The sequence below is a fragment of the Streptomyces sp. NPDC088246 genome (assembly GCF_044741025.1).
GTDB lineage: Bacteria > Actinomycetota > Actinomycetes > Streptomycetales > Streptomycetaceae > Streptomyces.
In genome coordinates this window covers 59,139-72,949 of sequence record NZ_JBIURV010000004.1, presented here as the reverse complement: position 1 = coordinate 72,949, position 13,811 = coordinate 59,139, and the positions used below count along the sequence as shown (strand labels likewise).

The following is a 13,811-nucleotide window of genomic DNA, read 5'->3' as shown; positions in this document are numbered from 1 at the left end:
ATACGGGCCGGTTTACGGCTCGAACTTGTACCCCAGGCCCCGCACCGTCACCAGGAAGCGCGGTGCGCCCGGGTCGGGCTCGATCTTGGCGCGCAGGCGCTTGACGTGGACGTCGAGGGTCTTGGTGTCGCCCACGTAGTCCGCGCCCCAGACCCGGTCGATCAGCTGCATGCGGGTCAGGACCCGGCCGGCGTTGCGCAGCAGCATCTCCAGCAGGTCGAACTCCTTGAGCGGGAGGTCGACCTTGCCGCCGGAGACCGTCACGACGTGGCGGTCCACGTCCATCCGGACCGGGCCCGCCTCCAGCGCGGCCGGCGTGACCTCCTCCGGCTCTCCGCGGCGGCGCAGCACCGCGCGGATGCGGGCGACGAGTTCCCGCGAGGAGAACGGCTTGGTGACGTAGTCGTCGGCTCCTATTTCCAGGCCGACGACCTTGTCGATCTCGCTGTCCTTGGCCGTGACCATGATCACGGGGACGTTGGACCTGCTGCGCAGCTGACGGCAGACCTCCGTACCGGGCAGGCCCGGCAGCATCAGGTCGAGCAGCACGAGATCGGCGCCGTTGCGCTCGAACTCGTCAAGCCCGTCCGGGCCCGTGGCCGCGATGGCGACCTCGAAACCCTCCTTGCGGAGCATGTAGGACAGGGCGTCGCTGAAGGATTCCTCATCCTCGACGACAAGCACTCGGGTCACGGAAGGACCTCCGGGGCAGGGAATGGATCAAGGGTGTCGGGGTGAGCGGGTCCGCGGGGGCCCTCGTCGCCGTTGACGATGAGCGGTCCGCCCGAGCTGTGGTCCCGTTCCCGTACGGAGCCCGCTTCGGGCAGCCGCAGGGTGAAGGTGGAGCCCTGGCCCTCCGAGCTCCAGACCGTGACCTCCCCGCCGTGCGAGGCGGCCACGTGCTTGACGATGGCGAGGCCGAGGCCGGTGCCACCGGTGGCCCGTGAGCGGGCCGGGTCGACGCGGTAGAAGCGTTCGAAGACCCGCTCGCGGTCCTTCTCCGAGATACCGATGCCCTGGTCGGTCACGGCTATCTCGATCTGGTCCCCGCCGGGTACGGACAGTCGCCTGGCGGCGATGCCCACTCGGGTACGGGCGGGGCTGTAGTTGACGGCGTTCTCGACGAGGTTGCCGAGCGCCGCTGCGAGCTGGCCGCGGTTGCCCCAGATACGGAGCTCCGCGGTGCCACCCGCTGCCATGGTGATCTGCTTCGAGCCGGCCTGCTGGCGGCAGCGGTCGATGGCCTCGGCCACCAGGTCGTCCACCCGGACCGGCTCGGCGTCCTCCAGCGGGTCGTCGTTCTGCACCCGGGAGAGGTCGATGATCTCCTGTACGAGGTTGGTCAGCCGGGTCGCCTCGATCTGCATCCGCCCCGCGAACCGCTCCACCGCCTCCGGGTCGTCGGAAGCGTCCATCACGGCCTCGGAGAGCAGCGAGAGCGCGCCGACCGGGGTCTTGAGCTCATGGCTGACGTTGGCGACGAAGTCGCGCCGTACCGCTTCTATGCGGCGGGCCTCGGTGAGGTCCTCGACCAGCAGGAGCACCAGCCGGGAGCCCAGCGGGGCGACCCGGGCGGAGACCGCGAGGGCCTCGCCGCGACCCGTACCGCGCCTGGGGAGGTCCAGTTCGACCTGCCGTATCTCACCGTCGCGGCGGGTGTCCCTGGCCATGTTCAGCATCGCGTCGACGGCGAGCCGCCCGCCCCTGACCAGGCCCAGCGCATAGGCGGCGGAGCTGGCCTTGACCACGCTGTCGCTCTCGTCGAGCACGACCGCGGAGGAACTGAGCACGGACAGGACCGTGTCCACCCCGGGGGGCAGGGGGGCATTGCTGTCGGGCCGCAGGGAGGTGCGCGTCGGCTTCTTCTGGTCGCGCTCGCTCCAGCGGAACGCCAGCATGGCGATCACGCCGGTACAAGCACCGCCGATCGCCGCAGCTGCGGCGACTGCCGCGTTCACGTCCATACGTCAAGGTTATGCGGGTCCGGGAGGACTCTCCCAGCCATCCGAGTGCGGATCCGAACACTCGTCGCCCAGAGTTCACCGAGGAGCAAGGGTTGGTTCACTTGGGCGGCCGGAAGCCGACGCGTACGCCGCCCATGGTGGCAGCGTGGGGTTCATACCTGGCCCCGGCCTTAGTGAGGACTGGAGAGGGACTTCCATGCGTGACGCGTACCACGAGGAACTCGACTCGATCGGAGAAGGCCTGGTCGAGATGGCCCGGCTGGTCGGTTCGGCGATCGGCCGGGCGACGACGTCCATGCTCGATGCCGACCTCAAGCTCGCGGAGAGCGTGATCGCCGCGGACCAGAAGGTCGACGACCTCCAGCACGACCTGGAGGCGCGGGCCATCGCCCTGCTCGCGCGTCAGCAGCCCGTGGCGACGGATCTGCGGATCGTGGTCACCTCGCTGCGGATGAGCGCCGATCTGGAGCGCTCGGGCGACCTCGCCCAGCATGTCGCCAAGCTGGCCCGGCTGCGGTTCCCGGAATCGGCGGTGCCGCACGACCTGCACGCCACCATTCTGGAGATGGGGCAGCTGGCGCAGCGCCTGATGGCCAAGGCGGCCGAGGTGATCATCACCAAGGACGTCGACCTGGCGCTTCAGCTGGAGCAGGACGACGACGAGATGGACCTGCTGCACCGCACGCTGTTCCAGCACCTGATGGACGACCGCTGGAAGCACGGCATCGAGACGGCCGTCGACGTGACGCTGCTCGGCCGCTACTACGAGCGCTTCGCCGATCATGCGGTGTCGGTCGCCAAGCGCGTGGTCTACCTGGTGACGGGCGAGCACGCCGACGAGATCCAGCAGCAGGCGACGGTGGAGGGCGTGTAGCGGCGTACGCCGTCGCATCCCGTCGCACATGTGTCTCTGCGCGTATGCGCCGTTGATGCGCCCGCCCGGTTGGGCATGCAATGGGGTGGGGCGGCACGCCTTGTCCGTACGCCCCGGTCGTACGCGCGTCGTCGTGGCGTACGACCCTGTCGTGCGCAATGAGGAGGAACCATGGCCGATTCCCCCACGACCGAACTCCAGCAGGAGGCACCCGCTGAAGTGGTGCACCTGACCGTGCTCGGCGCCTGCGGCTGCGGCTCGGGCTGCGGATGCGGATGCCAGTCCGGGGCCCCGTGCCAGTGCGGTGGCTGCTGCGGCTGACCGGCGGGCCTGCACGGAGCCGGAAAGGCGCCCCGCGCGGAGCGGACTGCTCCGCGCGGGGCGCCCTTCGTGTGCCGATGCGGCGCCGGGCGGCGTCCGCGCGTCCCCTAGGCGGAAGGCCCGGGCCCGGCATCGGCATCGGCGCCGGCCCCGGGACCGACCGCGACGACATCCCCCGCATCCCGGCCACTTCCCGTCACCGTCCGGCCGCTCTCCGCCAGCTGGCCGCCCTCGGCGGCTGCCCCGTCCTCCCCCGGCAGATTCCGCATCAGCAGCCAGTACCCGAGCGCGGCCCCGGTACCCAGGACCCCACACGTCCCCCACAGCCACTGGGCCCCGAACCGGTCGATCACCACACCCGACATCAGCGGTGCGACCAGCGCCGCCGCGGACCAGGACATCGTGTACATGCCCTGGTAGCGGCCGCGGCCCTGAGCGGGCGAGAGCCGGACCACCAGACCGGTCTGGACGGGCGAATTGACGATCTCGGCGACCGTCCAGACGCAGATGGTCAGCGCGTACACGGCGACCGAACCGGCGAACGCGGTGAGCCCGAATCCGTACCCCGCCAGCAGCGATGACACGATGAGCAGCCGGCGCGGATCACGGTGCTGGATGAAGCGGGTGACCGGGATCTGGAGCACCACGATCAGCACACCGTTGACGGCGACGGCGGTGCCGAAGTCGGAGCTGGAGAACCCATCCGCCCCCATGGCCACCGGCAGCCCCACGTAACCCTGCTGGAAGATCAGGGCGATGACGAAGGACAGCCCGACGACGCTCATGAACCGCCCGTCGCGCAGCACGGTGGAGAGCCGGACCTCGTCGGCGCCGGTGACCGCATGCCCGGCCGGCGCCGCCTTCTCCGGCCGTGACTCGGGCACCTTCATGAAGACGACGAACGCGCAGACGAGCGTCATCGCGGCCTCCCCGAGAAACCCGGCGAGGTAGCTGTACTCGGCGACGAACCCTGCCCCGGCCGAGGAGACGGCGAAGCCCAGATTGATCGCCCAGTAGTTGAGCGAGAAGGCCCGCACCCGGTCCTCGGGCCGGACGATGTCGGCCATCATGGCCTGTACGGCGGGCCGCGAGGCGTTGCTGGCCATGCCGACGACGAAGGCGACGGCCGCGATCGCCACCGGATGGACCATGAACCCGAGCACGGCCACGGACACGGCGGTCGAGGTCTGCGCGATGAGCATGGTGGGCCGACGGCCCAGCCGGTCGGTCATCACCCCCGCCCCGAGCGAGGAGACGACCCCGCCGAGCCCGTGCAGCGCGGCGACCAGACCGGCGTACGAGGCGGAGTAGCCCCGATCGAGGGTCAGGTAGAGCGCCATGAAGGTGGCGACGAACGCCCCGAGGCGGTTGACCAGCGTGCTGGTCCACAGCCACCAGAACTCCCTGGGGAGACCGGACACGGATTCGCGTGCGGCCCGTCTGAAACCGGCGACAGACATACGGAATCCCCCCAGGGAAGTACGGAACGGGCACCGAAGGTAAGAGGCCCGTCGGCTGTCCGAACATTACGAATCCCGGATTCCGGTCCGCCAGTCAATTGACGCCTGCAGTCAATCGTCCCGGTCCCGGCCCCTCACCCGCCCCGCCTGTCCGCCCTGTGACCGGCCGCGCAGCGCCCGTACGGCTTCGATTACGCTCGGGCCCATGGCCGACGCACCGTACAAGTTGATCCTCCTCCGCCACGGCGAGAGCGAATGGAACGCGAAGAACCTGTTCACCGGTTGGGTGGACGTCAACCTCACGGAGAAGGGCGAGAAGGAGGCAGTCCGCGGCGGTGAGCTGCTCAAGGACGCCGGCCTGCTCCCCGATGTCCTGCACACCTCCCTCCAGAAGCGCGCCATCCGTACCGCGCAGCTCGCGCTGGAATCCGCGGACCGCCACTGGATCCCCGTCCACCGCTCCTGGCGGCTGAACGAGCGCCACTACGGCGCCCTGCAGGGCAAGGACAAGGCGCAGACGCTCGCCGAGTTCGGCGAGGAGCAGTTCATGCTCTGGCGCCGCTCGTACGACACCCCGCCGCCCGCCCTCGAGGACGGCACCGAGTTCTCCCAGAGCGACGACCCGCGCTACGCGACGATCCCGCCGGAGCTGCGCCCGCGCACCGAGTGCCTCAAGGACGTCGTCGTCCGCATGCTGCCGTACTGGTACGACGGCATCGTCCCGGATCTCCTGGCCGGCCGCACGGTCCTGGTCGCCGCCCACGGCAACAGCCTCCGCGCCCTGGTCAAGCACCTCGACGACATCTCCGACGCCGACATCGCGGGCCTGAACATCCCGACCGGCATCCCGCTCGCCTACGAGCTGGACGCCGACTTCCGCCCGATCAAGCCGGGCGGCACGTACCTCGACCCGGACGCGGCGAAGGCCGCCATCGAGGCCGTGAAGAACCAGGGCAAGAAGAAGTAACGCGGGCAAGACAAGCCCCCTACCTGCGGTTTATCCGCGAGTAGGGGGCTTGTTTTTGCGCTGGGGCCGCCGCTGGGCCGTCAGGTGCTCGATCGGGCCGTCGCGAAGACAGCGGCCACAGCCGAGCGCGTGCGCTCCTGACTGGAGGGCATCAGATGCACATACACGCGGAGCGTCAGCCCGGGGTCCGAGCGGCCGAGGTACTCCGCGAGGGCCTTGACGTTCTCCCCCGCGTCCAGGAGCACCGAGGCGTAAAAGTGGCGCAGTGTATGCATTCCGTTCTCCCGCGACTCGGCATACGGCTTGCCCCGTTCGGAGACCGGGATGATGCCGACAGCAGCCAACGAGGGCTTCCGCTTCGTCGTTGAGGGACGTACGCCAGAAGTGGCCACCGCGCGGACCGAAGAAGACGAGGCGTTCAGTCACAAGCGGTCCGTCCGCGACCTTCCACGGCAACGTGATCTCGACCGGCGGGAAACGGTTCATGTGGGCCCGCAGCGATTCAGCGGCGGGGGCCGGGAGCGGGACGTCGCGGAGCTTGCCGCCCTTGGGCGGTGCGAAGACCGGTTTGCTGCGGCTGAGCTTGAGTTGCTGGACGACGTGCAGCGTGTCCGACTCGAAGTCGATCGCGTCCACGGCGACGCCCAGAATCTCCCCTTGTCGCAGCCCGCAGCCGCCGCCGAGGTCGACCATTGCCCGATAGCGGTCTGGCATGGCCTCACGTACGGCGAAGACTCTGTCCGGCGTCCAGGGAATGACGCGCTTGGCGTCCACGGTCGGTGGGCGGACCGAACGGGCGGCACACGGGTTGCGCGGGAGATGACCGTCGTCGACGGCCGCGCTCAGGGTGGCTCGCACGTTGGAATAGATCGTCCGGGCGTAGGAGCCGCGGACGGCCCTTCAGCGCCGGGACCATGTCTCGTGCTGTCGAGCGACGTTGAAGATGTGCTCAACCTGTTCCGGCGCAAGCACAGGGCACAGCCCGGGCAGAAGCGCGAGTGGTAGGTTGAGGATTGGGGAGTAGCTAAGGTCTAGGCCCAGCGGCACGGGCGACTGGGGAGGGCGCTGGTGGAGCAGCGATGGCCGGAGGGGCCGCATGCCGATCCTGACGCGGCAAGAGACCGGTACAACGCAGACATGCGGGCATCGCATAGTTCGATGCGAAACCTGTTCCGCGTGGAGTTGCCCACTGCGCACGTGGGCCTGGTGATCGTGATCACCGCGAGCGTCTTCGTGGGAGTGGTCTGGTCACCTAGGACAGGCTTGATCATCGCGGGAGCCTTCGCCGCGCTGTTCGTCGTCGCTCTGGGCGTGGCGCTTCTGGCGGGTAGCCGAGGACGAAGCGCAGTGGGCGCCGCATACAAGTTCACGTTTGGCTGGGCGGACTGGATCACGCCGTAGGGGCCAACCGTGCTTCCTGCCAAGGGCGCTCCGGGGCCTGACATCAGTGCCTGACACCAACAACCGCGCACAAACCCGATCGACCCCGAAGCGCGGCGGACTACCGCCGCAGCTCCATGACGTATCAGCCGACATCGATGAGTCGTTGTGAACAGCGCCCCTTACCCCCGCGCTTCCTCATGCCCCGGGAACCTCCAGCAACCCATATCGATTCCCCTCCGCACCCAACGCCCGCCCGATGCGCGCCGCCAGCGTGCCCCACGGGCGGCAGGCGACCACCGGCAGGGCACGCAGGCGGGCCTGGTCGCCCAGCCATCGCGAGTACTCCGCACTGACCCGCGCCCGATGCCGCTGCACCCCGCTGTCGGGCTCCCGGCAGGCGTAGTTGGCGGCGATCCGGTCCGCGTCCCCCTCGTGCAGGAACACCGCCTGCACGCGGCGGCCCGCCGCCCGGCCCTCGTGGATCGCCGCCGCAGCGGCGGCCGGGGTGAGGTAGTCGCCCTCGATCACGGCGGGCACGTCGACGGTCAGGCGGTTGCGTACGACCCCCAACACCGCAGGCTCCAGGGCCCTGGCGGTGGCGATCTGAAGGTCCAGCACCTGCTCGACGGCGAGTTGCGCGACGTCGGGGATGTCGTCGAAGTGGTGGAGAGCGGGGTGGTGTTCAGCCGTCGTCATGGCCTCGACGGCGCTGACGACGTCGTCGAATTCGACCATGAACCCTTTTGCCTCAGCGGCCAGTTGCGCGGCGACCCGGCTCTTGCCGATGCCGGACGCCCCACCGATCAGCAATATGTCCCACGAAGTTCCCGTCACGGGGCGAACGTATCGCGCGGGTTCCGCGTCCGTCGCCGCCCCTGGCACTACGGTGGCCCAAGTACCGGCCTGTGCACGAGCGGAGCCGATCGGACGGGCCGTGCGGAGAGAGCAAGGAGAGCGGGGAGAGCAATCATGGGCGAGCCCCTGAAGACCTTCGTCGGCGGCGCCGAAGTCGACGTGCCCAACAGCATTCCGGACATCCGGGCCACCCTGCCCGAGGAGAGACGTGAGGAGTTCGACCGCGCCATCAACGACGCCGGTGTGAGCGAGATCCAGGCGGTCATGCGGCACTGGATGCTGGAGGCCGTACCCGATCCGGAGGCCGAGAAGATCCTGGACCGGCTGGCGCAGGACGAGGCCGAGAGGCGGACCGTCGCTTGAGTTTCCGCATCTCCTACGCCCCGCCGGCCGACGACACCCTGGCCAAGATGCGCTACGGCGAGGTCTTCCGGGACGAGATGGCGCGAACCCTGGGCCGCGACCCGTACGGGCACGGGTCGTCGGCCGTCACGAGCGAGCGCGACCGCCGCGAGGCGACGGTCGCCGGGGCGATCGTGCTCTATTACGTCTCCGGGTCCGTCCTGATCGTCACCGTGGTGAGGCTCGTCCCGCTGCCCTGAACCAGCACCGAACCGAGGAGATGCCTCGGGTGCCCGAGCGGTCGTGCCTCACTCCCCGGATTCGGCGGCGCAGGACCGCCGCCACAAGGGACGCGCAGAGCCGCGCCCGGCCCTTACGCCAGCTTCGCCGCCTGGGCCTCGACCACCGCGGTCGGCAGTTCGAAGTCCTCGCCCCCGCCCATCGCGGCCAGGTTCATCGAGGAGAACGAGGCGAACGAGGGGCCCTGGCGCATGGCCACGAGCTTGAACTGGATCTTCTCGCCGTCCTGCTCCACCTGCACCGTCCAGGCGGCCGCATCCTCCCCGCCCTTGACCTGCTCCTCGGTGATCTTGCTGACCTTCTGCTTCTCACCGGCAGCCGTGAAGTCGAACCCGCCCGCACAGTCGGTGGCGGCGGTGCGCAGCGAGGCGACCGACTCCTCCGCGCCCTTGCCGTCGTACGAGCCGAGGGCCAGCTGCGTCGTCGTGATGTCGAACGCCGCCTTGAACGCGTCTTCGGCATCCACGCCGTCCTGCTTGCCCATGCTGCCCTTCTTGGGCTCGCTGACGACCGTCCGCTTGGTGAACGCCGCGGGCTCACCGACCTGCGCCCCCATCAGCGCGTCGGCGAACGGGGCGCAGACCTCCTTCTCGACCTTGATGTCGTCGCCGGAGATCACGTCCTTGGCCGCAGCCTTGGAGATCTTGTGCCCCTTGACGTCACCCTGGGCCAGCGCCGCCTTCTCCAGCTCGGCGGCGGTCAGTGCCTTGGCGGCCGGCTTCGCGGCGGCGGACTCCTTGCCCTTGGCATCCGCCCCCTTGTCACCGGAACCGGAGTCCGATCCGCCGCCGCAGGCGGTGGCGAGCAGGGCCAGGGACACCGCGGTGGCGGCAACGGCGGTACGGCGTATGGCGGTGGATCGCATGGTCCGGTCCGTCTCTCTGAGCTGGGTCTTCGGGTTTTGCTCACTCTATGAGCAGCAGTTGGTTTGACGATCAATCAACCAGGGCACGGGATGTGATCGTGATGGCGCCGTGATCGTCCTGTGAAAACGCTGTCCGTCGCCGCAAGCCGGATCGAACACCGACACAGAGGGCAATTCATCCCATGCAGCCAGAAGGCACAACCGCGGCCGTTCTCCGGTCCGTTGGCGTGACGGAGGACCGGATCGCCGCAGTCGCACCCCTCGCCGGAGGCACGTTCAACGCCGTCACCCGGGTTTCTCTCACCGACGGCAGCGACTGGGTGGTGAAGATACCGCCGCCCACGACCGACGGAACCCTGATGAGTTACGAACGCGATCTGCTGGTCAACGAGGTCGAGTTCTACACCTGCGCGGGCGATTCGGCGGCAGTTCCCCGTGTCCTGCACAGCGAACTCGACCCGGACGCCCCGACCGGCCCGTACGTGATCATGTCGGCCTGCCCGGGTCAGCCCTGGTACGACATCGCCGGCGCCGCGGGCGACCGCGCCCTGTCCGACGCCGAGGAGCGCCGGCTCAGGAACGAGCTGGGGCGGATCGTCGCCCGGCTGCACTCCGTCACGGGCCCCGGCGGATTCGGCTATCCGGCCGGGGCGTTGGGCCCGTTGGCCCCGACCTGGCGGCAGGCGTTCACGGCGATGACGGACGCCGTACTCGCCGATGCGGACACCTACCGCGCCCGGCTGCCGCGCCCCGCAGCCGATATCCGCGCTCTGATCGCCGCAGCCTCGCCCGTACTCGGCGACGTCACCCGGCCCGCTCTGGTCCACTTCGACCTGTGGCAGGGCAACCTGCTCGTCGACGGGGAGCCCGGCGCGCGCACCATCGGCGGGATCATCGACGGTGAGCGGATGTTCTGGGGCGACCCGGTCGCCGACTTCGTATCGCTCGCCCTGTTCGCGAACATGGAGGAGGACGAGGACTTCCTCGCCGGGTACGGGAGCGGGAGCGGGCAGCCGTTGGTGTTCGACGCGTCCGTGCGGCTGCGGCTCGCGCTGTACCGCTGCTACCTCTACCTGATCATGCTGGTGGAGACCGTTCCGCGCCGCGTTCCCCAGGAGCACCTCGACGGGGTGTGGAAGGAAGTCGGTCCGCAGCTCGAATCGGCTCTGGGGGACGTGGAAACGGCACTGCGGGCACGGGACTGACCACAGCGCCGCCTCCCCCTCAGCCGAACAACGCCCGCTGCGCCTCGTGGAGGTTCGGCGGCCACACCGCCTCCGGCGCGCCGTAGGCCTCCAGCCGGGTGTGCAGATCGCCGGCGAAGTCGGGGACGTCGATCTGGTCGAACTCCGTCACCTCGCTGACGCCGACCGTGGCGCTGTACGGGGTGAGCCCGTCGATCCGCATCAGCAGCAACGGAAGGTCAGCCGGCGGGGCGTTGGGTCAGATGCGTGAACGCGTCCAGGTTCCGCGTGGACTCGCCGCGCGACACCCGCCACTCGTACTCCTTGCGGATCGCGCTCGCGAAGCCCAGCTCCAGCAAGGTGTTGAACGAGCCGTCGGCCGCTTCGAGGACCGTGCCGAGCAGCCGGTCCAGCTCCTGCGGGGTGACCACGGAGAGCGGCAGCTTGCCGACCAGATAGATGTCGCCGAGCTGGTCGATCGCGTAACTCACGCCGAAGAGACGGAGGTTGCGCTCCAGCAGCCAGCGGTGCACCGCCGCGTCGTTCTCGTCCGGGTGACGGACGACGAAGGCGTTGAGAGAGAGCGAGTGCTTGCCGACGCGCAGCGAACAGGTGGTGAACAGCTTCCGCGTGCCGGGCAGCTTGGCGACGTAGCTGCCGGGTTCGGGGCTCTCCCATTCGAGCTCGGCGTCCTTCAGGGTCGCCTCGATGATCTGCGCGACCTGCGCGACCTGCGTCGTCACCGCTTCATCGGGTACGTCAGCCATGGTGCGAGCGTACGCGACGGCGGTGTTCGTGCATCGCGGCCGTGTACACGTCGGCGGTCGCGGACGCGGCGGTGTCCCAGCCGAAACCCCGGGCGTGTGCGGCGGCCGCCGCACCCATTCGGGCGACCAGCTCCGGCGCCTCGGCGAACCGGCCCAGCGCCTGCGCGTACGCCTGCGGGTCGTGCCCGGGTATCAGGAAGCCGCTGACCCCGTCCCGCACCGCCACCGGAAGACCGCCCACGGCCGCCGCGACGACCGGGGTGCCCGCCGCCTGGGCCTCGATGGCGACCAGGCCGAAGGACTCGCTGTACGAGGGCATGACCAGCACGGACGCGGCCCGGAACCAGTCGGCGAGCTGGTCCTGCCCGACCGGCGGCTGGAACCGTACGACATCGGCGATGCCCAGCCGCGCCGCCAGCTTCTGCAGCCCCTCCGGTTTGGTGAGCCCGCTGCCGCTCGGTCCGCCGACGACCGGTACGACCATCCGGCGACGCAGCGCGGGGTCGCGGTCCAGCAGGACGGCGACGGCCCGCAGCAGCACGTCCGGGGCCTTCAGCGGCTGGATGCGGCCCGCAAAGAGCGGAATCAGGGCGTCCTTCGGCAGTCCGAGGCGCGCCCGGGCCGCGGCGCGCCCGTCGGCGGGGCGGAAGCGGTCGAGGTTGACCCCGGGGTGTACGACGGCGACGGACCCGGGATCGGCCTCGTAGAAGCGGATGAGCTCGTCCGCTTCCTCGGCGGTGTTCGCGATCAGCCGGTCGGCCGCGCTGACGATCTGGGTCTCGCCGATGACGCGGGCGGCGGGCTCGGGGGTGTCGCCCTCCGCGAGCGCCGCGTTCTTGACCTTCGCCATGGTGTGCATGGCGTGGACGAGCGGGACGCCCCAGCGCTGGGCGGCGAGCCACCCCACATGACCGGAGAGCCAGTAGTGGGAGTGGACCAGGTCGTAGTAGCCGGGGCGCTGGCCGGCCCATGCCTGCATGACGCCGTGCGTGAAGGCACAGAGCTGGGCGGGCAGCTCCTCCTTGGCCAGACCCTCGTACGGCCCCGCGTCGACATGCCGGACCAGGACACCGGGCACCAGCTCCACCGTCGGGGGCAGCCCGCCGGTGGTGGACCGGGTGAAGATCTCGACCTCGATATTGATCGCGGCGAGGCGCTTGGCCAGCTCCACGATGTAGACGTTCATGCCGCCCGCGTCACCCGTGCCCGGCTGGTGCAGGGGCGAGGTGTGCACGGAGAGCATCGCGATGCGGCGAGGTTTGCGGTGACCGCCGGGGAAGGCGGCGGGGAACCTGAGGCGCGGCGCGACACGGCTGCTGCCGAGCCGGGAGACGTACTGACTCACGTCGTCCGGTCCTCCTCACTCAGGGCATGGCACCGAAGGGACCTGAGCCCCTTCGGGGGCTGCAACAGCGGAATCTCTCCTTTCATTTCCGCTTTACCAAATCATTGCAGTGCGGGGGCCGTATGCCGGGTCGGGGTGCCGGGCGCCCCGCGCCGCCCACCGGGCCGGACCGGGGCGGGCACCCGGGCCGCCTTCCGCCCCCGTGAGATCGTTACGCTCGCTGTCATGCGCCCCATCGGCACCGCGACCCGCGGGACCACCAACCCGAACCGGCTCCGCCGCATGGACCGCTGGATCGCCGCCACCCACGGCCCGGCCCTGCGCCGCGCCGGCACCCCCGTCGCCGTCGACCTCGGGTACGGCGCCGCCCCCTGGACCGCCGTCGAGTTGCTGCAGCGCCTGCGTACCGCCGAGCCGCGCACGACGGTGGTCGGCATCGAGATCGACCCGGAGCGGGTCGCGGCGGCGAAACCGTACGAGCGCGAGGGCCTCACCTTTCTGCACGGCGGCTTCGAGATCCCGCTCCCCGAGCGCCCCGACCTCATCCGGGCGGCGAATGTGCTGCGCCAGTACGACGAGGGTGAGGTCGCCGCGGTCTGGCAGCGGCTTTGCGCGCGCCTGGCGCCGGGCGGACTGCTGGTGGAGGGCACCTGCGACGAGATCGGGCGCCGGCACGTATGGGTGGCGCTCGGCCCGGAGGGCCCGCGCACCGTGACGTTCGCGACCCGGCTCGCCTCCCTGGACCGCCCCTCCGACCTCGCGGAACGCCTCCCCAAGGCGCTGATCCACCGCAATGTGCCGGGCGAACCGGTCCATGCGTTCCTGCGGGACTTCGACCGGGCGTGGGCCGCGGCGGCTCCGTACGCGTCACTGGGTGCCCGGCAGCGCTGGATCACGGCGGTGCGGGCGCTGTCGGGCGACTGGCCGCTGACGGACGGGGTACGGCGGTGGCGCCAGGGCGAAGTCACGGTGAAGTGGACCGCTCTCCAGCCCAACCGGCAGCCCAACAGGTACTGAACAGACCCGCCGGACCCGCATGCGGGGAGGCGTACGGGAACGCGGACAGGGCATCGTTCGTCAGGACGATGGGGAGCGATTCCCGGGATGTGGGGAGCGATTCCCGGGGCGTCGGTCGACCCGTGTGACCGTCAGGACAGCAGGTGTGTGCCTCTGTTGCTTTTCGG

At 70.0% G+C, this 13,811-nt stretch carries 15 protein-coding genes and 2 pseudogenes; 8 read left to right on the top strand and 9 right to left on the bottom strand.

The window, feature by feature from the left end:
• Positions 1–12 precede the first annotated feature (12 nt).
• Together ACIPEK_RS07815 and ACIPEK_RS07810 are read right to left on the bottom strand one after the other, a co-directional pair.
• Complete coding sequence (locus ACIPEK_RS07815) at positions 13–693, bottom strand: response regulator transcription factor (RefSeq protein WP_030977814.1); 681 nt, start codon at positions 691–693, stop codon at positions 13–15.
• Entirely contained in the window at positions 690–1,964 is a 1,275-nt protein-coding gene (locus ACIPEK_RS07810) for a sensor histidine kinase (RefSeq protein ID WP_383072662.1), read from the bottom strand. Before ACIPEK_RS07810 ends, ACIPEK_RS07815 begins: the two co-directional genes overlap by 4 nt.
• A gap of 196 nt (positions 1,965–2,160) precedes the next feature.
• Between ACIPEK_RS07810 and phoU the strand changes: the two genes are divergently transcribed.
• Both phoU and ACIPEK_RS07800 read left to right on the top strand, forming a co-directional pair.
• Positions 2,161–2,838 (top strand): phosphate signaling complex protein PhoU, encoded by a 678-nt coding sequence (gene phoU / locus ACIPEK_RS07805; RefSeq protein WP_401992046.1) that lies wholly within the window; start codon positions 2,161–2,163, stop codon positions 2,836–2,838.
• A 171-nt stretch (positions 2,839–3,009) separates the two neighbouring features.
• Entirely contained in the window at positions 3,010–3,159 is a 150-nt protein-coding gene (locus ACIPEK_RS07800) for a hypothetical protein (RefSeq protein ID WP_383072660.1), read from the top strand.
• A gap of 107 nt (positions 3,160–3,266) precedes the next feature.
• On the opposite strand, the gene ACIPEK_RS07795 is transcribed toward ACIPEK_RS07800, so the two are convergent.
• Positions 3,267–4,619, bottom strand: a complete 1,353-nt coding sequence (locus ACIPEK_RS07795) for an MDR family MFS transporter (RefSeq protein ID WP_401992043.1) — start codon at positions 4,617–4,619, stop codon at positions 3,267–3,269.
• Positions 4,620–4,824: 205 nt separating this feature from the next.
• On the opposite strand from ACIPEK_RS07795, the gene ACIPEK_RS07790 reads away from it, so the two are divergent.
• Complete coding sequence (locus ACIPEK_RS07790; protein ID WP_401992040.1) at positions 4,825–5,586, top strand: phosphoglyceromutase; 762 nt, start codon at positions 4,825–4,827, stop codon at positions 5,584–5,586.
• Positions 5,587–5,666: 80 nt separating this feature from the next.
• Here ACIPEK_RS07790 and ACIPEK_RS07785 read toward each other — a convergent pair.
• A pseudogene (locus tag ACIPEK_RS07785) lies at positions 5,667–6,480 on the bottom strand (tyrosine-type recombinase/integrase); the annotation flags it as partial.
• Between the two features lie 264 nt (positions 6,481–6,744).
• Between ACIPEK_RS07785 and ACIPEK_RS07780 the strand changes: the two are divergent.
• Entirely contained in the window at positions 6,745–6,987 is a 243-nt protein-coding gene (locus tag ACIPEK_RS07780; RefSeq protein ID WP_401992037.1) for a hypothetical protein, read from the top strand.
• Between the two features lie 177 nt (positions 6,988–7,164).
• Here the strand turns inward: ACIPEK_RS07780 and ACIPEK_RS07775 are convergent, their stop codons facing one another.
• Complete coding sequence (locus ACIPEK_RS07775; RefSeq protein WP_401992035.1) at positions 7,165–7,803, bottom strand: hypothetical protein; 639 nt, start codon at positions 7,801–7,803, stop codon at positions 7,165–7,167.
• A gap of 135 nt (positions 7,804–7,938) precedes the next feature.
• On the opposite strand from ACIPEK_RS07775, the gene ACIPEK_RS07770 reads away from it, so the two are divergent.
• Positions 7,939–8,187 carry a hypothetical protein gene (locus ACIPEK_RS07770; RefSeq protein WP_114245784.1) on the top strand — a complete coding sequence of 83 codons (249 nt, stop codon included), beginning with the start codon at positions 7,939–7,941 and terminating at the stop codon, positions 8,185–8,187.
• A complete protein-coding gene (locus ACIPEK_RS07765; RefSeq protein WP_383072650.1) occupies positions 8,184–8,426 on the top strand; it encodes a hypothetical protein in 243 nt (80 codons plus the stop codon). The genes ACIPEK_RS07770 and ACIPEK_RS07765 overlap by 4 nt, the downstream gene beginning before the upstream one ends.
• Positions 8,427–8,539: 113 nt before the next feature.
• Here ACIPEK_RS07765 and ACIPEK_RS07760 read toward each other — a convergent pair whose 3' ends face one another.
• The gene (locus ACIPEK_RS07760) at positions 8,540–9,331 is read right to left on the bottom strand and encodes a hypothetical protein (RefSeq protein WP_383072649.1); all 792 of its coding nucleotides are present in this window, start codon (positions 9,329–9,331) and stop codon (positions 8,540–8,542) included.
• Positions 9,332–9,513: 182 nt separating this feature from the next.
• On the opposite strand from ACIPEK_RS07760, the gene ACIPEK_RS07755 reads away from it, so the two are divergent.
• A complete protein-coding gene (locus ACIPEK_RS07755; protein ID WP_401992030.1) occupies positions 9,514–10,536 on the top strand; it encodes a phosphotransferase family protein in 1,023 nt (340 codons plus the stop codon).
• A gap of 19 nt (positions 10,537–10,555) precedes the next feature.
• Here the strand turns inward: ACIPEK_RS07755 and ACIPEK_RS07750 are convergent.
• The 3 genes and pseudogenes from ACIPEK_RS07750 to mshA all read right to left on the bottom strand — a co-directional run.
• A pseudogene (locus ACIPEK_RS07750) lies at positions 10,556–10,741 on the bottom strand (hypothetical protein); the annotation flags it as partial.
• A 13-nt stretch (positions 10,742–10,754) separates the two neighbouring features.
• Positions 10,755–11,282 carry a YbjN domain-containing protein gene (locus ACIPEK_RS07745; protein WP_401992028.1) on the bottom strand — a complete coding sequence of 176 codons (528 nt, stop codon included), beginning with the start codon at positions 11,280–11,282 and terminating at the stop codon, positions 10,755–10,757.
• Positions 11,275–12,627, bottom strand: coding sequence for a D-inositol-3-phosphate glycosyltransferase (mshA, locus tag ACIPEK_RS07740; RefSeq protein WP_401992025.1), 1,353 nt, complete (start codon positions 12,625–12,627; stop codon positions 11,275–11,277). Before mshA ends, ACIPEK_RS07745 begins: the two co-directional genes overlap by 8 nt.
• A 225-nt stretch (positions 12,628–12,852) precedes the next feature.
• Between mshA and ACIPEK_RS07735 the strand changes: the two genes are divergently transcribed.
• The gene (locus ACIPEK_RS07735) at positions 12,853–13,644 is read left to right on the top strand and encodes a class I SAM-dependent methyltransferase (RefSeq protein WP_401992022.1); all 792 of its coding nucleotides are present in this window, start codon (positions 12,853–12,855) and stop codon (positions 13,642–13,644) included.
• Positions 13,645–13,811: the final 167 nt, after the last annotated feature.